Source organism: Streptomyces sp. NPDC127068 (assembly GCF_042724695.1).
GTDB lineage: Bacteria > Actinomycetota > Actinomycetes > Streptomycetales > Streptomycetaceae > Streptomyces.
In genome coordinates, this window is the sequence record NZ_JBHXEN010000005.1 from 155,160 (window position 1) to 172,683 (window position 17,524).

Here is a 17,524-nt window from a genome sequence, read left to right on the forward strand (position 1 = left end):
CTAGAATGGTGCCGGTGAGCCGTACTCTTGCCGCGACCAGCACGACCCCCCTCCGCGAGGCCCTCGACGGGCTCCTCGGCGGGCTCCCCCCGAAGCAGGCCGCGCAGGCCGTCGACCGGCTGATCACCACGTACCGCGGTGAGACCCCGACCGGTGCCCCGGTGCTGCGGGACCGGGCGGACGTCGCCGCCTACGCCGCGTACCGCATGCCCGCGACCTTCGAGGCGGCCCGCAGCGCACTGGAGGCGCTGGCCGCCGCCGTCCCCGAGTGGACGCCGGCCGGCCACACCGACGTGGGCGGCGGGACGGGCGCCGCCACCTGGGCCACCGAGGCGACCTGGCCGGGCCCGCGCCCGGTGACGGTCCTCGACTGGGCGGAACCGGCCCTGCGCATCGGTGCGGAGATCGCGACCGCGAACCCCGCGCTGCGCGGCGCCCGCTGGCAGCGCGCCCGGATCGGCGAGGCGCTGGACCTCGCGGACGTGGACCTGGTGACCGTCTCCTACGTCCTGGGCGAACTGACCGCGGCGGACCGCACCGCGGTGGTGGACGCCGCGGCCCGCGCGGCCCGGGCGGTGGTCGTCGTGGAGCCGGGCACCCCGGACGGGTACCTGCGCGTGCTCGACGCCCGGCGACGACTGGTCGACGCGGGGTTCCGGGTGCTCGCCCCGTGCCCGCACAGCGACGCCTGCCCGATCGTGCCGGGTGCCGACTGGTGCCACTTCTCGGCCCGCGTCAGCCGCTCCTCCCTGCACCGCCGGGTGAAGGGCGGCTCGCTCCCGTACGAGGACGAGAAGTTCAGCTACGTGGCCGCCGTCCGCTTCCCCGGCGCCCCCGCGGCGGGGCGGGTGGTGCGGCGACCGCAGATCCGCAAGGGCCAGGTGCTGCTGGACCTGTGCGGCGAGGACGGCGCACTGCGCCGCGAGACGGTGACCAAACGCCACGGTGCCCGGTACCGCGCCGCGCGCGACGCGGACTGGGGCGACGTCTGGCCACCGTCCGACGAGGACTAGCTACGGCCTCAGCTCCAGGGTGCAGCACTTCACGCTGCCGCCGCCCTTGAGCAGCTCCGACAGGTCCATGCCGATCGGTTCGTAGCCCCGCTCCCGTAGCGGCTCGAACAGTCCGAGGGCGGCCTGCGGCAGCAGGACGTGCAGCCCGTCGGAGACGGCGTTGAGGCCGAGCGCCGCCGCGTCCCGTTCCGCGACGACCAGCGCGCGGGGGAAGAGGCGGGCGAGTACGGCCCGGCTGCCCGGCGAGAAGGCGCCCGGGTAGTACATGACGTCGTCACCCCGGTCGTCGAGCACGGACAGCGCGGTGTCGAGGTGGTAGAAGCGGGGGTCGACGAGGTCGAGGCCGATGACCGGGCGCCCGAAGAACTCCTGCGCCTCGCCGTGCGACAGCGGACTGGCCCGGAAGCCGCGGCCGGCCAGGACGTAGGAGGCGGTGACGGCGAAGTCCCCCTCGCCCTCGTTGACGTGGACGGGTTCGCGGACCTCGCGCCAGCCGCGGGCGCGGAACCAGGCGAGGTGGGCGTCGGCCTCCGCCGCGCGCTCCGGATGGGCGAAGCGGGCGCCGAGGACCCGCCCGTCGATGACGGTCGCGCCGTTCGCGGCGAAGACCATGTCGGGCAGTTCGGGGCGGGGTTCCAGTTCCTCGACGGTGTGGCCGAGCGAGCGGTACCTGTCCCGCAGGTCCTCCCACTGGGCGACGGCCAGCGGAACGTCCACGGGCTTGGTGGGGTCCATCCAGGGGTTGATGGAGTACGTGACCTTGAAGTGTGCCGGTGGGCACAGGAGGAAACGCCGGGGTGTGGCGTGGTGACGGGGCAATGAGGGCTCCTCACGACCGCAGGGTGCCGCCCCGATCGGGGACGGTGTTGACCATGGTGCGGCAGTACGGCTCCCGGGGGGAGACGTACGTCACCGTGGTGCGGTGCGAGGAGCCCTCAGCGCTGCGGTCCGAACGGGTGGTCGCCCGGGACGCGGAGTGCGCGCGGTGTCCTGCCGGGCGTTCCGCGAGGCGTCGCGCTGGGCGTCCTTCCGAAGGACGCGGGCACGGGGATCACGGGGTCACTCCGAGTCGGCGGCGGTGCTCGCGTCCTCCTCGCTGACGGCGGGCTGGGCGTTGTCCTTCGCCGCGCGGGCCTCCTGGAGCTTGCGCAGCAGGTCCCGCTTCTGCGCGGCGGGGTCCGTGCCGGCGCCGGGCACGGCGCCGCGCCCCCCGCGCAGGTCCTTCCGGGAGAGGTTGCTCCGGGTGCCCCCCACGCCGAGCAGGTTTCCGTTCCGGGCCATGTGCCCACACCTCCGTGTGTCGATGCCGCTGGCGGTGCGACCGAGTGCCGCACCCCTCAAGTACGAGACGAAGCGTCTCATGCTGACGTGACTCAACCTAGACGAGACGGTGCGTCTCGTCAAGCGAATAAGACGGTGCGTCTCGCCTGGCGGTAGATTCGACCCATGTCCACTGACTCCAGTTCCCCGACCGCCACGCCCGGACCTCCTGGTCAGGACCCCACCGGCCGCAGGGGCGGCCCGGACGCCACCCGCCGCAGCGAACGTTCCCGCCGCGCCATCTACGACGCCGCCCTCGCCCTGGTGAGCGAGGTCGGCTACCAGCGCACCACCATCGAGGGCATCGCCGCCCGCGCCGGCGTCGGCAAGCAGACCATCTACCGCTGGTGGCCCACCAAGGGCGACGTCCTCCTCGAAGCCTTCCTGGACCTCAGCGAACAGTCGTCGGAGGCCGCGGGCGGCACCCCCTGGGAGTTCCCGGACACCGGGGACCTCGCGGCCGACCTGACGTTCGTGCTGCGCGCCACCGTCGATGAACTCCTCGACCCCAAGTTCGAGGTCCCCACCCGTGCCCTGGCCGCCGAAGGCGTGGTGAGCGCCCGGCTCGGCGAGGAGTTCGTCGCCAAGCTCATGGAACCCCAGCTCCAGCTGTACGTGGGACGCCTGCGATCCGCGCAGGACAACGGGCAGGTGCGCACCGGAATCGATCTGCGGATCGCCGTGGAACTGTTCATCGCACCGCTCGCACAGCGCTGGCTCCAGCGCACCGGCCCCCTCGATCACGCCTACGCCGACGCCCTCGTCGACTACGCGTTGCACGGCCTCGCCCCGCGCTGAGCGCACCCCGCCTGCGGACTCCGGCCACCCTGGGCGCAGGATGGTGGGACCATGGAAGGCCACGGATGCTGTGGGGGCCCACGAGAAACCCACGGCCGTCCGTGCCGACCGGCGCCTACGCCGCGCCGGACTCGGGACTACGGACTGGGTGAGGGGATACATGGGCGTGGAGAACGGCCGCCGACCGGGCGGGCCGAGCAGGATTTCCCAGTGGCTGCGAGGCCGCCGTCCCCGAGAGGCCGGGGACGTTGCGGACGACGGCAGCCGGGAGCGTCTGCTGCTGGCCGTCGCCGCGGCCGGGCTGCCCCTCGCGCCCGCCGCCCACCCCTCCGACTACAGCTGCTCCTGTGACCGGGTGGGCTGTCCCACTCCGGGACAGCACCCCGTCTCGTTCGCCTGGCAGACGCAGTCCACCACGGACCGCGCCCAGGTGGAACGCTGGGTACAGAACCAGCCCGAGGCCAACTTCATCACCGCGACCGGCATGGTCCACGACGTCCTGGACGTGCCGATCGCCGCGGGGCGCGAAGCCCTGGAACGGCTCCTCGGGGCCGGGATCGACGTCGGCCCGGTCGCGGAGTCCGGCGGGGACCGGATGTTCTTCTTCACCGCGACCCGGGGCACCCCCGAGGACGAGGACGAGTGGTGGCCCTGTGCGCTGGACTGCCATCCGGAGACGATGGACGAGCACCCCGGGCTGCGCTGGCACTGCCGCGGCTCCTACGTCCTGCTCCCGCCCTCGAAGCTCCCCGGGGAGCGCTCGGTGGAGTGGGTGCGCGGCCCCGAGCACCCGTTGCCCGATCCGCTGACCCTGTTGGAATCCCTGACGGAGTCCTGCGCCAAGTACGCGGGTGACTCCACCGGCGTGGCCTGGCCCTCGCGCGGCTGACGGCCGGCCCTGCCCTGCCGGCCGCGGACGGTGACACGCGACGGCGGGGCGGGCGGGGTGACCCGGCGGGACCTCAGATCTCGTCGGAGCGGGCGCCGGTGGCCGCCGGGGTGCCGCTGGCGGTGAGCCAGGGGCGGGCGGGGCCGACGGGCGACGCGGTGTCCACGGTGAGGTGGAGGCGGGTGTCACCGTCGAGCCCGGGGTAACTGCGCTGTTCCGCGCCGCCGAAGGACGCGCGCAGCGCCTGGGCGACCGCCCGGGCGGCTTCGGGTGTGCGCGCGATGATCCGGACCTCGGCTTCTCCGAGCGACGGCAGTGTCTGGGTCTCGATGTACTTCACGTAGGGGTGTTCCCTTCGAAGTGGGTGGGGTGTCGGCCGGTGGGGCGCCGTGGCGCCGCGCCCGCGGCCTGGGCCCCGGGGAGGTACGCCTGCGCCGGTTCGTGGCCGAACGGTCCGCCGCCGGGCTGTTCCGGCTGACCGGGAGGTCGCGGCAGCGGGTCGCTGAAGTGGTGGGCCGCGATCCGCTCCTCGTGTTGCGCGTTCAGCCGGTGGATCAGGAGCATCCCGATGCCGATCGCGAGGACGACCACCGCGACGAGGATGACGGTCTCCATGGCGTTCACCTCCACGCGCTCTCGGACAGGGGAAGGGCTCCCGTGTCCATCGGAGCCCCGAAGGGGGACACGCAGGCCCCGCCCTCGTCCTCCCACTCGGCTTCCCGGCGGCGAGCGTCCCGGCGACTGCGGCTGATGGCGGCCTCGTCAGCCATCAGGGCTCCCGCGGTCATGACGCTGCCGGGGAGGGCTGCGGCTGCCATCAGCCGGGCGGCTGCGGCCGGCTCCGTCTCGGGCGGGACCACCAGCAGATCCCATCGGCCGACGGCGTAGGAGAGCAGGATCAGCTTGTCGGGGTGTTGTTCGGTGAACCACCCCACGTGGAGCGTCCGGTCGGCCACCGCCACCGTGTGCGGGACGACGGGCCAGCGGCCGGGGTGCACGGTGACGCGGGTGATGCGGCCCCAGGCTCGGTCGAGTGCGGACACGAGCGGAGGGAGTTCGACTGCGAGGTCACGGGAACGGGGCCACCAGGCCCCGTCGAACTGGCCGGCGAGGGTGGTCTTCGGGGTGAGGGACAAACGTGCCGGGAGCCCAGCGGCGAGGTCGAGGGGCACGGTCCGGTCGAGGATGGTGGTCATGACACAGACCTGCCCCCGGGCCGCCCGTCGGCAGCCCGGTTTTTCGTGGTCGCCGAGAATGACACCTGCGGGAAGCCGGTGCGCGAAGTACTCCCGGTGTTTTCACTGTACGCCCGTTCGGCGCACCCTCACCGTTTTGACCAGCTATTTTTCTGGCGGTCCCGGCAGCGGGTCCCGGCGCCGAGCAGGGGCACGGGCGCCGGGAGTACCGTGAAACGACGACGGCACCGCGCCCGTCGGCACCGGAACCGGCCCCCGCCCGGGAGCCGGCGGGGTGCGGCCGTCCCCGTAGACGGGTGGACCACCATGGCTGACTCCGACACTCCCCGCGAAGCGTCCCCCCTCCTCCTGCCGGACGCGATCCACACCGCCGTCCGGCCGGGTACGGCCCTGCTGCGGCTGGTGACCACGCAGTCCCGGGAAGGGGTCCTGGACGGTGCGTGGTGGCCGCGCACCCGGAACGTCGAAACCGAACTGCCCGCGCTGCTCGGCGCACTGACCGAGCACCTCGGACCGATCACCCGCGTCGGGCTCGACGCGTCCGCGTGGAACGAGCTGCCGACCCGCTTGGTGGTCGACGGCCGCGTGGTGCGTCTCGACTCCGATCCGGTGGGCGACGACACCGTCCTCATCACCCGTGGCGACAACGACCACTTCGCCCTGTTGGTGGTTCCCCCGGGCACCGCCCTCGACGCCGCCCGCGAAGCGATGGCCCGAGCGGTCCGCGCCGACAACGTCACCCGGGCCGCCGAGATCCTGGTCGCCGCCCTTCCCGATCTCGGGGAGGGCGGCGAGGCGCCGGCGTGAGCGGCAGGGCTGCGCCTACCAGGTGCAGTCGGCGCGGAGGTCGTGGATGCCGTCGGCGAGTTCCGCCGGGCGGGCCGGCCAGTGCGTGGCGTGCCAGTGCGCGATGCGCCAGCCCAGGCGCTTCGGCCAGAGCGCGGTGGTGGGCAGCTCGTCCAGCGGAATCCAGGTCGGCGTGCCGCCGTGGTTGTCGAGTTCCTCGCGGGGGCCGATCTGCCCTTCCGCGTCCAGCAGGAAGTAGTGCTCGCGGCGGCCGTCCTTCCAGACCCGTGCGACCTCCCCGCGCACGCGCACCGTCAGACCGGTCTCCTCGCGCAGTTCGCGGACCACCGCCACGGGCGGTTCCTCGCCGTCCTCGACCCCGCCGCCGGGTATCTCGTAGAACGGCTCCCCGTCCTCCTCGAAGCCGATGAGCAGCATCCGGCCGTCCCGGATCACGATCCCGCCGGCCCTGACCCGCACCGGTCGACCGGCGGTCGGGTCGTCCCAGGGCGCCGTCCCGGGTGGGGTGCGCCCCGTCGCCCAGTCCCGTAGCACGGTCTCGGCGGTTCCGACGGGCCGGATGCGCGCGTGCAGCGCCTCGGCCAGGGGCAGGACGCAGGGCGTGCCGTCGGGCGTCCGCCCCCGGCGGGGGAAGGAGTACGTCGCGTCCTCGTCACCGTGCCGGACCAGGGCGAGGCCGGTGGCGTCCAGTTGCACGTGCGCGCTCAGGGGTTCGTCGGTCATCCGCTGAGACTAACGGCGGCCCGCCGGGGGACGCCGCCCCGTCAGACCGGCTGGTCGGAGGCCTTGCCGCGGGCTCGGGCGAGGGTCAGGAACGCCGTCGCCGCGGCCAGGCCGGCGACGAGCTGGACGAGCGCCATCGGGACGGCGGTGTGCTCACCGGCGATGCCCACGAGCGGGGACGCGATCGCGCCGATCAGGAAGGACGAGGTCCCGAGCAGGGCGGAGGCGGAGCCGGCGGCGTGGCCCGCGCGCTGGAGGGCGAGCGTGTTGGTGTTGGGCATGACCAGGCCCATCGCCGACATCAGGACGAACAGCGCGGCGGCCACCGGCACGAGCCCCGTCTCGCCGAAGGCACCGGAGGTGATCAGCAGCAACGCCACCGCGGCCAGCACGATCACCGCGAGCCCGGTGCCGAGGACCCGGTCGAGGCTGACGCGGCCCACCAGGAGCCGGCCGTTGACCTGGCCGATGATCACCAGACCGATGGAGTTGAGCCCGAACAGCATCGCGAAGGTGTTCGGGGACGCCCCGTAGATCTCCTGGATGACGAACGGCGAGGCCGACACGTACGCGAACAGCGCCGCGAAGCTGAAGCCGCCCGCGAGGGTGTATCCGGTGAACGGGGCGTCGCCGAGCAGCCCGCGCATGGTGCGCAGCGCGGCGAGGACCCCGCCCGCGTGGCGCCGTTCGGGTTCCAGGGTCTCGGGCAGCCGGAACCGGACGAGCAGGGTGAGCAGCACTCCGACGAGGGCGAGCACCCAGAAGACGCCCCGCCAGTCGGTGAAGCGGAGGACCTGGGCGCCGATCACCGGGCCGATGATCGGCGCGACCCCGGAGATCAGCATGAGCGTGGAGAAGAACCGGGCCATCGCCACGCCGTCGTAGAGGTCCCGGACGACCGCGCGGGCGATCACGATGCCCGCGGCGCCCGCGAGGCCCTGCACGAGCCGGAAGGCGATGAGGAGTTCGACGGTCGGCGCGATCGCGCAGGCGACGGTCGCGAGGACGTAGAGCAGCATGCCGATCATCAGCGGACGGCGGCGGCCCCACTTGTCGCTCATGGGTCCGACGACGAGTTGGCCGAGCGCCATGCCGGCGAGGCAGGCGGTGAGCGTGAGTTGCACGGTGGCGGCGGAGGCGCCGAGCACTCCGGTGACCTCCGGCAGGGCCGGCAGGTACATGTCCATGGACAGCGGCGGCAGGGCGGTGAGGCCGCCGAGCACCAGGATCACCAGGAACGCGGTGCGGCGGCCGTCGCCGGGTGGGGCGGGCGGGGACAGCACCGCCGGGGCGGGCGGGGGCACCACGACCGGGGGGACGACCTCCGGTGCGGTGGCCGCCGTCACGGCCGCCCGCTCCTCGCTCCCCCGCGCACCGGTGCCTATGTGGTCCGGTCCGGGTTCCCCGTCCGGTACGGCGCCGCGCTCGGGCATGTTCCCTCCCCTGTCCGTGGCACCGTTTCCCGGCCGCCCATGGAGTTCGTTGGTTCCGTTCTCTATGCTCGCAGTCCGGATCGGATGGTTGAGACCATTTATCCCCGTCCGACCCGTCTCCGTGCCTGCCGTGCCGTCCGTGCCGCGCCGCGCCGGGCGGTTCGCGCTCGGGGTCGTCGGTCCTACAGGGCGGGGCGTGGTGGTGCGCCACGCACGGACGGAAGGGGTCGCATGGCCGGGGAACGGGTGCGATGGGGAATCCTGGCGACGGGCGGGATAGCCGCGTCGTTCACGGCGGACCTGCTGGACATGCCGGACGCGGAGGTCGTCGCGGTGGCCTCGCGCACCGAGGCGGGGGCGCGGGCGTTCGCCGAACGGTTCGGGATACCGCGCGCGTACGGCGACTGGTCCTCGCTCGCGGCGGACGAGGACGTGGACGTGGTGTACGTGGCCACCCCGCACTCCGCGCACCGGACGGCCGCCGGGCTCTGTCTGGAGGCGGGCCGCTCGGTGCTGTGCGAGAAGGCGTTCACGCTGAACACGGCGGAGGCGGCGGAACTGGTGGCCCTGGCCCGGGCCCGTGGCCTGTTCCTGATGGAGGCCATGTGGATGTACTGCAATCCGTTGGTGCGCCGGCTCAAGGCGCTGGTCGACGACGGGGCGATCGGTGAGGTCCGGGCGGTGCACGCGGACTTCGGCATCGACGGTTCGTTCCCGGCGACGCACCGGCTGCGCGACCCCCGGCAGGGCGGCGGCGCGCTGCTGGACCTCGGGGTCTACCCGGTGTCGTTCGCGCACCTGATCCTCGGGGAGCCGTCCGGGGTGACGGCACGGGCGACGCTGTCGCCGGAGGGCGTGGACCTCCAGACGGGCATGGTCCTGTCGTACGACAACGGTGCGCTGGCGGTGCTGCACTGCGCGGTGAACGCCCACACTCCGGTCATCGCCTCGATCACCGGCAGCAAGGGCCGGGTGGAGGTCCCCGCGGGGTTCTTCTACCCGGACCGGTTCGTGCTCCACCGCGACGGCCGGGACCCCGAGACGTTCACCGCGGCTCCGGAGGCCGGGCCCCGGGACACGCTGCGGCACGAGGCCGCCGAGGTGATGCGGTGCCTGCGGGAGAAGGCCACCGAATCGCCGCTCGTTCCGCTCGACGGTTCGCTCGCCGTGATGCGGACGTTGGACGCGGTGCGCGACCGGATCGGGGTCCGTTACCCCGGCGAGTGCCGCTGAGCGGTCGAACGGCGGCCCTCCACAGGATCTACACAAGCGGAATGAACACTTCCGTGCGGTACCGCCCAGTAGCCCTCATATGCTCAACATCCCTTCATAAGTTGGTTCATCACATCTTCACAACCGGGGTTCGTGTTGCGTACTCGCTCTGTCATACCCGTCGTCGCCGCCCTCGCCCTCGCGGCTCCGCTGCTCGCCGCCACGCCGGCCGCCGCGGCTCCCCACCAGAGGGGGCTGCACCTGGAGAAGGTCCAGTACAACAGCCCCGGCGACGACGACCGCTCGGACCGCTCGCTGAACGCCGAGTGGGTCGAGATCCACAACAACGGGCGGTCGGCGATCCAGCTCAAGGGGTACAAGCTCAAGGACAACCAGAACTACACCTACACCTTCGGCAGCTTCAAGCTCGGCGCAGGCAAGAAGGTGAAGGTCCACACCGGCAAGGGCACCAACACCTCGGCCAAGCGCCACTGGGGCCGCGGCAGCTACGTCTGGAACAACGGCGGCGACAAGGCCCGGTTGCTCAAGCCCAACGGTTCGCCGCTGGACTCCTGCTCCTGGGGCCGCGGCACCACCATCAAGAACTGCTACTGAGCCACCCCGGAGGGGGGTCGGGCGATCGTTCCGGGGCAGGTCGGGGGAACTCCGTCCCCGTGCGACCGGAACCGTGCGGACTACGGGAATGACCCGTGCCGCGGGACGATCGCCGCACCGTGCGAACGGCCCTCCTCCGCATCCCGCGCAGGGCGGGGACACCGGGTCCGCCCCGGAGGTCCCCGCCCTGCGCCACGTCCGGACACCCGAACGCCGCCGCGGGCTGCGGAGCGGCTCCGGAGGTGCCACCGTGGAAACGGATATCAGGCACCCCTGAGGAGGAAGGCCATGTCCGGCTGTTTCCCCGTACACCGCCGTGACCTGGGACTGCTGCTGCTCCGGCTCGGCGTCGGCGGCGCACTCGCGGCCCACGGCACCCAGAAGTTGTTCGGCTGGTTCGGCGGCCACGGCATCGAGGGCACCGGCAACGCCATGGAGTCCATGGGGTACGCACCGGGCAAACCCAGTGCGATCGCCTCCGGGCTCGCCGAAGCCGGCGGCGGCACGCTGCTGGCGGTGGGGCTGGCGACGCCGTTCGCGGGCGCGGCGGCGGCCGGCGGCATGGCGGGCGCCGCCGCCGTGCACGCGCCCCACGGGTTCTTCGCGGCCGACGGCGGCTACGAACTCCCGGCCGTCTTCGGACTGGTGGGCACGGCCCTCGCCCTCACCGGTGCCGGACGCTACTCGCTCGACCACGCGACCTGTCACGTCCTCGACCGCGGCTGGATGGTCCCGTTGGCGTTGGCGGCGACCGCGACGGCGGCGGTGTGCGTGGTGGGCTCCCGACAGCGTCGGCTGAGGAACGGCACCGAGGAACCCTCCGGTCCGGCCGCGGAAGCTTCCGGTCCGGCCGCCGAGTGAGCCGCACGGCGCGCGCCACCCGTACGGCGCAACCGGTGTGGAGGTCACGGCGGCGGGGGAACGAGGCTGATCCGTGCGGGGCAGGCCCGCACCACCACCGTCCCGGGAGGTCCCAGGTGAACGCGAACGAACGAGACGCACCACGGAAGCAGCCGCCCCGGGGCGCCCGGGCTCCCCGGGAGTCGGAAGCCGAGGACCCGAAGTCGCCGCAGCCCCCGCAGAACACCGAACGGCCGGGCGACCGTCCGTCCCGGCGGGTGTTCGAGGTGGACCGCACGGGCACGGCACGGTCGGCCCCGCCCGAGGGAGGATGACCGCGGGTTTCCCGGAACCGCGGGCCCGGCCCCGTACGCCGTACGTAGGGTCGGGTCATGACCGGTACTTGGGACGAAGGCGCCCCGGGCGTGCTGCGGTTGCCCTCGGGGCGACTGGTGCGCGGGCGCGGACTGCGCAACGGAACACCGCAGGGGACGGCCCCGGAGTACGGGGTGTACCTGCTGGGGAAAGAGCCCCCCGCGACCGACTGGCCGGCGGACTGGATCAGGTGGCCCGACTTCCGGCTGCCCAAGGACCGCGGTGCGGCGCTCACCGTCCTCACCCGGGCCTGGGAGCGGTGCGCGGACGAACGCGTCGAACTGGCCTGCGAAGGCGGCCGGGGGCGCACCGGCACGGCGCTGGCCTGCCTCGCCGTACTCGACGGGGTCCCGCCGCAGGAGGCGGTGGCCTTCGTCCGCGCGGGCTACGACCGGCGGGCCGTGGAGACGCCCTGGCAACGGCGCTACGTACGGGGCTTCCGCCCCTCGGCGGCCCGGGCCGAGGGTTCGCCCTGAGCGTGAGCGCTTGCGCCGTGCGGGAGCGGCACCGCACCGTTCGAAGATGACCACGTCCCTCGCACACCTCAGCGATCCGCACCTCACCACCGGCCCGCTGGCCGGTGCGCCCGCCGAAGCGCTGGGCCGGGCGCTCGGTCGGGTCCTCGCCCTCGATCCGCTGCCCGACGCCGTGGTGCTCACCGGGGACCTGGTGGACCGGGGCGAGCCGGCCGAGTACGCGGCGCTGCGCCGGCTCGTCGACGGCTTCCCGCTGCCGCTGCACCTGGTCGCCGGCAATCACGACGAACGCGGAGCGTTGCTGGCGGAGTTCGGCGGTACGCGCTTCCTGGGCGAGGGGGCCGCGAGTCACTACGCCGTGGATCACCCGGAGTTCACCCTGGTCGCCCTCGACTCGTCGGTGCCCGGCCGCCCCGGTGGCCGACTGGGGCCGGAGCAACTGGCGTGGTTGGACGGGGTCCTCGCCCGGAGGCCGCACGTACCGGCGTTCGTCTGTCTGCACCATCCGCCGCTCGCGGTCGGCATCCCGTTCCTGGACGGGATGCGGTTGGCGGACGGCGAGGCGCTGGCGGACGTCCTCGCCGAACACCGCAATGTCGCACGGGTGCTGGCCGGTCATGTGCACCGGCCCGTGACCGCGGGCTTCGCGGGCACGCTCCTGGCCGTCGCCCCCAGTACGCACCTCCAGAGCGGGCTGGCGCTGACCGGTGGGGTCCCGCACTACTTTCCGGAGCCGACGTCCTTCCTGCTGCACCGGCTCAGCGGTGCCACCTGGATCACGCACACCGTCGCGGTGAGCCATGCCGCGGCGCCGATTGCCGGCTTCTGAAACCCGTGCCGGTACGGGACCGGCCCGAGGACGCCGTCATTGCCGGAACTCGGAAGCCGAGAGCGCGGTTCACTTGCCCGTTACCCCTCTGGTCCGGGGCCGGGAAACCAGCGGAGAATGTGGCCGCGGGCCCGACCGTCGTCGCAGGATCGGGGTCCGGAACGGTACGGAGGTGTGAGCGGTGACAGTGACGGAACCAGACGTCGCGCCCGGAACGGGTCAGCCGCCCCAGCCCGGGTGGTCCACGAGGCGGTCCCCGCGGCAGAACCGTCACGACGGTGTCGGACTCATCGCAGTGGCCCTCCTCGCCGCGCTGGCCTGCTACGCCGCCTTCGCCTTCTGGCTGCCCCATGACAGCGAGCGGTATCGGGACTTCGCGGCGGCCGAGCCGTGCCCTGCCGATACTGCGGCACCGGGGCCGGAAGACTGCCTGCGCATGCTGACCTTCACGGTGCAGGACGCCACGGTCAAGGCCCGTGGCAAGAACAACCGCTACCGGGCCACCCTGCACCGCGCCCCGGCCTGGACCGAGACCGTGTCCTTCGGCGATCCGCGCCCCCTGCTGGAAGGGCTCCGGCCGGGCGACCGGGTCATCGGCACGATCTGGCGCGGCCAGATCACCACTGTCGACCGGGGAGGCACGCGGCAGGAGACCTCCGAGCAGCCGCGCGACAACCCTCAGCTGGCAGCCTCCTTCGGCACCCTCGCGGGGCTCTTCGCCGCACTCGGCTTCGGCTTCGGTGCCGTTCGGTTGGCCCGCCCGCACCGCCCCGAACCGTTCGTCTGGCGCGGGTACGGCAAGCAGCTGTTCTTCACGGTGTTGATCCTCTGCCCCGTTACGGGGTTCCTGGCCCTCTGGCTGGAGTTCCCCTGGTGGCTGGTGCCCGCCGCCGTGGTCCCCTTCGTGGCGTACACGGCCCGGGCGTTCCACCAGTACCGGCTCCGGGTGCCGGTGACGGACGCCGTCTGATCCGTGCGGCGGGTCCGTCGCCCTGCTAGGCCCAGATGTACTCCTCGGCGATCGCACCGTCACGCCACTTCGCGACGGTGACCATGCGACCGCCACCCTCGAACTCGCCGATGACGCAGGTCCAGTCACCCGACCCGAAGGCAAGGGGATGCGCAGTGATCTGCGGGGGCGTGCCACCCGCCGCATCGACATAGGCCTTCATGGCGTCGATGTGCTCCTGGACCCCACGGGTCGGCGGCTGACCCTTCCAGTCCACCAGGACGTCATCGGTGTGGTGGTGGGCGAACACACCGTCCCAGTCGGCCCTGTTCCAGCCGTCGAAATCGAGATCGTCCATGCCCTTGAGGTTGCGGCTGACCTGGTCCTCCGCCATCGGTCTCGCTCCGTTCTCCGTCACGTCCGTACGGTTCCGAACCGATCGCCGGTTCGGTGCCCCGGCGCCTGCGAGCCTACGGGCGGCCCGGGCATCACGCACCCGCAGCGGAGGGCAGGAACTCGACGTGACCGTCGGTTCCGTGCACGCGGATGCGTTGCCCGTCCCGGATCAGCCGGGTGGCGCGGTCCACGCCCACCACGGCCGGCAGGCCGTACTCCCGGGCGATCACCGCGCCGTGGGTCATCAGGCCGCCCACCTCCGTCACCAGGCCCGCGATGCCGACGAACAGCGGCGACCAGCTGGGGTCGGTGAAGGTCGTGACCAGGATGTCGCCCGCTTCGAGGTCGGCCTCCGCGATGTCGAGGACGACCCGCGCCCTGCCCTCGACGGTCCCGGCGGAGACCGGCAGGCCGATCAGGGCACCGGTCGGCACGTCCGCGCGCCGGTACGCCCCGGTGACGGCCTCGCCGTCCGAGGTGAGCACCCGGGGCGGGGTGAGCGCGGCGTACGACCGGAACTCCTCCTTGCGCCGCCGGATCAGCCCGTCGTCCACCCGCTGCGCGCGCACGACCTCGTGGAACTCCGGGAAGGTGAGGAAGAAGACGTCGTCCCGCCCGGTCAGCACGCCGGCCCGCACCAGGCGCCCGGCCTCCGCCAACAGGGCCCGCCGGTAGACCAGGAGGCGGCTGACGATGTCGTACTTCGGGTACTCGCGGTAGCCGATGAAGGTCCGCACCCGATCGATCATCCGCTTGGTCTCGTCGGCCTTCCGGTCGCCGTCCGGCAGGGCCCGCAGCCGTGACAGCACGTCGCGTTCCTTCTCCCGTGCCTTCTGCCGCCCCTGCTCGAAGCGCCGGCCGGCGGCGCCCGGGCCGAAGTTCCTGACGTTGTCGAGGATCGCCGGAACGAGTGTGGCGGGCCGCTCGCACCAACGCGGTCGCGTGAGGTCGATCTCGCCGACGCAGCGCATGCCGTACCGGTCGAGATAGCCCGCCAGGGCCTCGCGCGCCTCGGCTCCGCCCGGCAGCTTCGCCAACCCGCCCAGTCCGTCCGGCCCCTGGGTGAAGTCCTCGTCCCCGAGGTCCCGCAGGTACTCCACCACCTGCGGGTGCGGGCGGATCACGTCCGCGACGTCGAGCAGTTCCCGTCCCATCTCGGAGGTGACGTTGCCGGGGGCGGACAGGGTGAGCGTGTCCGCGGCGTTCTTCTCGCCCAACCACTCCTGCAAGCGGTCGTTGAGCCACCAGGTGGCCTCCATCCCGGCCGTGATCACCTGAAGGCTCAGCGGGTCGGCGAGCACCCTCTTGTGCTCCTCGAACGCCTCCCGCAGGAAGGCGAACAGCGCCGGTCCGGTCTTCGTCCGGACAGCGCGCTCCAGGGCCGCGAGGGAGGCCCGGCTACGGGCGACCAGTTCGGTGACGAGGGCCGGGTCCGTCGCGAGCGGGGCGGGCGGAGCGCTGTCCGCGGCCGGCGCCCCGCTCGGGTCCGGGTCCGGGAGCAGGGGGATGAAGTCGTCGCGGTCCAGGACGGTCTCCAGCGCGTCCCTGACCAGCGGGTCGCCCCTGCCGATGAGGTCCAGGAGGCCGGCCCGGCTCGTGGGCGAGGCGAGCCGCCCGGTGGCGTCGACGAACAGCCGGCCGCCGGCCTCCCGCATCGGCGCCATGGCCGTCAACTGCCACACGGACAGGCCCAGGGGCTTCATGGGGTCGGTCATCATCTGCTGATGGCCGACCGAGACGTACACCCGGTTCTGCGGGTCGCCGGCCTCGGCGACGGGTACGGGGAACAGGGTGGTGATCGGCCGGCTCTGGACGATCCGGAAACCGTCCTCGACCAGGCACCACTCGATGTCCTGTGGGCGGCCGAAGTGCGCCTCGATCCGCCGCCCGAGCCGCACGAGCCGTACGACCTGCGCATCGGTCAGCGCCGGCTGCCGCTGCCGCTGCGGGTCGACCGCCACCACCCGGGTGCCGCCGGTGGGCAGGGCGTGGACGGCCTGCTGTTTGGCGGCGACGGTCCTGGCGACGATCTCGCCGTCCCGCACCGCGAAGACGTCCGGGTTGACCAGACCGGAGACCAGTGCCTCGCCGAGGCCGAAGCCGGCGTCCACGGTGGCGAGCTTCCGGTTGCCCGTGACGGGGTCGGCCGTGAACAGGACGCCGGACGCGTCCGGGAACACCATCCGCTGCACGACCACCCCCATGTGGACCTGCGGTGGTCGATGCCGTTGCGCTGCCGGTAGACCACGGCCCGCTCGGTGAACAACGAGGCCCAGCAGCGGCTGAGGTGGTGGAGCACCGACGCCGGGCCCACCACGTTCAGGTACGTGTCCTGCTGCCCGGCGAAGGAGGCCGTCGGCAGGTCCTCCGCCGTCGCGCTGGACCGTACGGCACGGGGGGCGGCCGGGTCGCCGTGCCGGGAGAGCGCGTCGGTGACCGCCTGCGCGATGTCGTCCGGGACGGGGGTCCCTTCGACGGCCCGGCGGATCTGAGCGCTGAGCGTGCGGATCGCCTCCCGGTCGTCCGGGTCCGTCCGCGCCAACCGGTCGAGCCGGTCGCCGATCGACGGGACGTCCGCCATCACCCGCCGGAAGGCGTCCGTCGTCACGCAGAAACCGTCCGGCACGCGGATGCCGTCGATCCGCGACAGCCCGCCCAGGTGCGCGCCCTTGCCGCCGACGCGCTGGGCAGCGGGCAGCGTCTCGTCGACCTCGTGAAGATCCAGCACGTACGTCTCAGTCATCGCGACCGGCGCCTCCCCGTCCGTCGCGCCACCTGTTGGCGGCGTCGGTCGACGATCTTCCGCCGGGACCGGGGCCTTGTGGCAAGCCCCCCGGTGCGCTATAAGTTGAGCACGGCAAGGAGAGCGCTCTCCTTGCCTTTGTTGTGGGTTCGGGGTCACTGGGGCCGGTGGCCGGCCCCGACCGGTCGCGCTACTGGCTAGTCGCCGACCAGGGCGCCGAGTTGCATCAGGCTGTCGATCTGCCAGTCGGCGGCGGCGACCACATCGGGGTCGTCTGCCCAGAGGTGCCCCCAGGGTCCGCGCCGCAGGTGCGCGACCCGCAGCCCCGCGGCCTTGGCGGGGAACACGTCGTCGCCCGGGTGGTCACCGACGTAGAGGGTGGTCGCGGCGGGCGTCCCGGCGAGGGCGAGCGCCCGTTCGAAGAACTCGCCCTTCGGTTTGGCGACGCCCCACTCGGCGGTGTCCGCCACGAGGTTGACGGGCAGGTCGAGCCCGCGCAGCAGTTCGGCGCACCGGACGCTGGCCGCGCCGGCGACGATGATCCGCACGCCGCGTTCCCGTAGTGCGCCCAGCGCGGGCCGCACATCGGGGTACAGGTCCCGTTCGTCCAGGTACTCCCCGCGGCCGGCGGCCTCCCGGGCGCGGGCCGCGGATGCGACGTCCATGTCGGGGTTGATCAGTCGGAGCGCGTCGTCGGCGGCCCGCCCCTGTGCGACCACCGCGCCCACCAGCGCCGACACGGTGTGCCGGGGAACCTGGAGCCAGTCGGCCCACCCGTCCCAGTACCGGCCCCGGCGCAGCAGGGTCTCGTCCACGTCCAGCAGGATGGTTTCGATCACCACCGGAACATAGGCCCCACCGGTTCCCGCGCCCCGCGGGCCGTGCCGAGGCGCGCGGGAATTCAACTCGG

The 17,524-nt window shown here is 73.0% G+C and carries 19 protein-coding genes and 1 pseudogene; 10 read left to right on the plus strand and 10 right to left on the minus strand.

Features of this window, described 5'->3' with window-relative positions; genetic code table 11:
* Positions 1-5 precede the first annotated feature (5 nt).
* Positions 6-1,013 (plus strand): small ribosomal subunit Rsm22 family protein, encoded by a 1,008-nt coding sequence (locus ACFWIA_RS04850; RefSeq protein WP_387000430.1) that lies wholly within the window; start codon positions 6-8, stop codon positions 1,011-1,013.
* Here ACFWIA_RS04850 and ddaH read toward each other — a convergent pair whose 3' ends face one another.
* Both ddaH and ACFWIA_RS04860 read right to left on the minus strand, forming a co-directional pair.
* On the minus strand, positions 1,014-1,832 hold the full coding sequence (gene ddaH, locus ACFWIA_RS04855; protein WP_387000432.1) for a dimethylargininase: 819 nt from the start codon (positions 1,830-1,832) through the stop codon (positions 1,014-1,016).
* Between the two features lie 240 nt (positions 1,833-2,072).
* Positions 2,073-2,294 carry a DUF6243 family protein gene (locus ACFWIA_RS04860; protein ID WP_387000434.1) on the minus strand — a complete coding sequence of 74 codons (222 nt, stop codon included), beginning with the start codon at positions 2,292-2,294 and terminating at the stop codon, positions 2,073-2,075.
* Between the two features lie 165 nt (positions 2,295-2,459).
* Between ACFWIA_RS04860 and ACFWIA_RS04865 the strand changes: the two genes are divergently transcribed.
* Together ACFWIA_RS04865 and ACFWIA_RS04870 are read left to right on the plus strand one after the other, a co-directional pair.
* Positions 2,460-3,131, plus strand: coding sequence for a TetR/AcrR family transcriptional regulator (locus tag ACFWIA_RS04865; RefSeq protein WP_387000436.1), 672 nt, complete (start codon positions 2,460-2,462; stop codon positions 3,129-3,131).
* Between the two features lie 160 nt (positions 3,132-3,291).
* Entirely contained in the window at positions 3,292-4,020 is a 729-nt protein-coding gene (locus tag ACFWIA_RS04870) for a bifunctional DNA primase/polymerase (protein ID WP_387000438.1), read from the plus strand.
* A 73-nt stretch (positions 4,021-4,093) separates the two neighbouring features.
* Here the strand turns inward: ACFWIA_RS04870 and ACFWIA_RS04875 are convergent, their stop codons facing one another.
* Genes ACFWIA_RS04875 through ACFWIA_RS04885 form a run of 3 tightly spaced genes read right to left on the minus strand, consistent with a single transcriptional unit; the run spans position 4,094 to position 5,216 of the window.
* The gene (locus ACFWIA_RS04875) at positions 4,094-4,360 is read right to left on the minus strand and encodes a hypothetical protein (protein ID WP_387000440.1); all 267 of its coding nucleotides are present in this window, start codon (positions 4,358-4,360) and stop codon (positions 4,094-4,096) included.
* On the minus strand, positions 4,357-4,635 hold the full coding sequence (locus ACFWIA_RS04880) for a hypothetical protein (RefSeq protein WP_387000441.1): 279 nt from the start codon (positions 4,633-4,635) through the stop codon (positions 4,357-4,359). Before ACFWIA_RS04880 ends, ACFWIA_RS04875 begins: the two co-directional genes overlap by 4 nt.
* Before the next feature lie 5 nt (positions 4,636-4,640).
* Positions 4,641-5,216: a DUF5994 family protein gene (locus ACFWIA_RS04885; RefSeq protein ID WP_387000442.1), complete on the minus strand. Its 576-nt coding sequence runs from the start codon at positions 5,214-5,216 to the stop codon at positions 4,641-4,643.
* A 306-nt stretch (positions 5,217-5,522) separates the two neighbouring features.
* Between ACFWIA_RS04885 and ACFWIA_RS04890 the strand changes: the two genes are divergently transcribed.
* The gene (locus tag ACFWIA_RS04890) at positions 5,523-6,023 is read left to right on the plus strand and encodes a DUF5994 family protein (RefSeq protein ID WP_387000443.1); all 501 of its coding nucleotides are present in this window, start codon (positions 5,523-5,525) and stop codon (positions 6,021-6,023) included.
* 15 nt (positions 6,024-6,038) lie between these two features.
* Here ACFWIA_RS04890 and ACFWIA_RS04895 read toward each other — a convergent pair whose 3' ends face one another.
* Together ACFWIA_RS04895 and ACFWIA_RS04900 are read right to left on the minus strand one after the other, a co-directional pair.
* Positions 6,039-6,746: an NUDIX domain-containing protein gene (locus ACFWIA_RS04895; RefSeq protein WP_387000444.1), complete on the minus strand. Its 708-nt coding sequence runs from the start codon at positions 6,744-6,746 to the stop codon at positions 6,039-6,041.
* A 41-nt stretch (positions 6,747-6,787) separates the two neighbouring features.
* Positions 6,788-8,179: a multidrug effflux MFS transporter gene (locus ACFWIA_RS04900; RefSeq protein WP_387000445.1), complete on the minus strand. Its 1,392-nt coding sequence runs from the start codon at positions 8,177-8,179 to the stop codon at positions 6,788-6,790.
* Positions 8,180-8,410: 231 nt separating this feature from the next.
* Here ACFWIA_RS04900 and ACFWIA_RS04905 point away from each other — a divergent pair, with 231 nt between their 5' ends.
* The 6 genes from ACFWIA_RS04905 (at position 8,411) to ACFWIA_RS04930 (ending at position 13,496) form a co-directional block, all read left to right on the plus strand.
* Positions 8,411-9,412 carry a Gfo/Idh/MocA family protein gene (locus tag ACFWIA_RS04905; protein WP_387000446.1) on the plus strand — a complete coding sequence of 334 codons (1,002 nt, stop codon included), beginning with the start codon at positions 8,411-8,413 and terminating at the stop codon, positions 9,410-9,412.
* Positions 9,413-9,547: 135 nt separating this feature from the next.
* On the plus strand, positions 9,548-10,006 hold the full coding sequence (locus ACFWIA_RS04910) for a lamin tail domain-containing protein (RefSeq protein WP_387000447.1): 459 nt from the start codon (positions 9,548-9,550) through the stop codon (positions 10,004-10,006).
* A gap of 288 nt (positions 10,007-10,294) precedes the next feature.
* Positions 10,295-10,867: a DoxX family protein gene (locus tag ACFWIA_RS04915; protein ID WP_387000448.1), complete on the plus strand. Its 573-nt coding sequence runs from the start codon at positions 10,295-10,297 to the stop codon at positions 10,865-10,867.
* A gap of 371 nt (positions 10,868-11,238) precedes the next feature.
* On the plus strand, positions 11,239-11,697 hold the full coding sequence (locus ACFWIA_RS04920; protein WP_387000450.1) for a protein-tyrosine phosphatase family protein: 459 nt from the start codon (positions 11,239-11,241) through the stop codon (positions 11,695-11,697).
* 46 nt (positions 11,698-11,743) lie between these two features.
* Positions 11,744-12,526 carry a phosphodiesterase gene (locus ACFWIA_RS04925; protein WP_387000452.1) on the plus strand — a complete coding sequence of 261 codons (783 nt, stop codon included), beginning with the start codon at positions 11,744-11,746 and terminating at the stop codon, positions 12,524-12,526.
* Between the two features lie 295 nt (positions 12,527-12,821).
* Positions 12,822-13,496 (plus strand): hypothetical protein, encoded by a 675-nt coding sequence (locus tag ACFWIA_RS04930; protein ID WP_387000454.1) that lies wholly within the window; start codon positions 12,822-12,824, stop codon positions 13,494-13,496.
* Between the two features lie 25 nt (positions 13,497-13,521).
* On the opposite strand, the gene ACFWIA_RS04935 is transcribed toward ACFWIA_RS04930, so the two are convergent.
* The 3 genes and pseudogenes from ACFWIA_RS04935 to ACFWIA_RS04945 form a co-directional block, all read right to left on the minus strand.
* On the minus strand, positions 13,522-13,869 hold the full coding sequence (locus ACFWIA_RS04935; protein WP_387000456.1) for a hypothetical protein: 348 nt from the start codon (positions 13,867-13,869) through the stop codon (positions 13,522-13,524).
* A gap of 94 nt (positions 13,870-13,963) precedes the next feature.
* Positions 13,964-16,614 (minus strand): annotated as a pseudogene (gene rph / locus ACFWIA_RS04940) (rifamycin-inactivating phosphotransferase).
* Between the two features lie 197 nt (positions 16,615-16,811).
* Entirely contained in the window at positions 16,812-17,453 is a 642-nt protein-coding gene (locus ACFWIA_RS04945; protein ID WP_387000459.1) for an HAD family hydrolase, read from the minus strand.
* Positions 17,454-17,524: the final 71 nt, after the last annotated feature.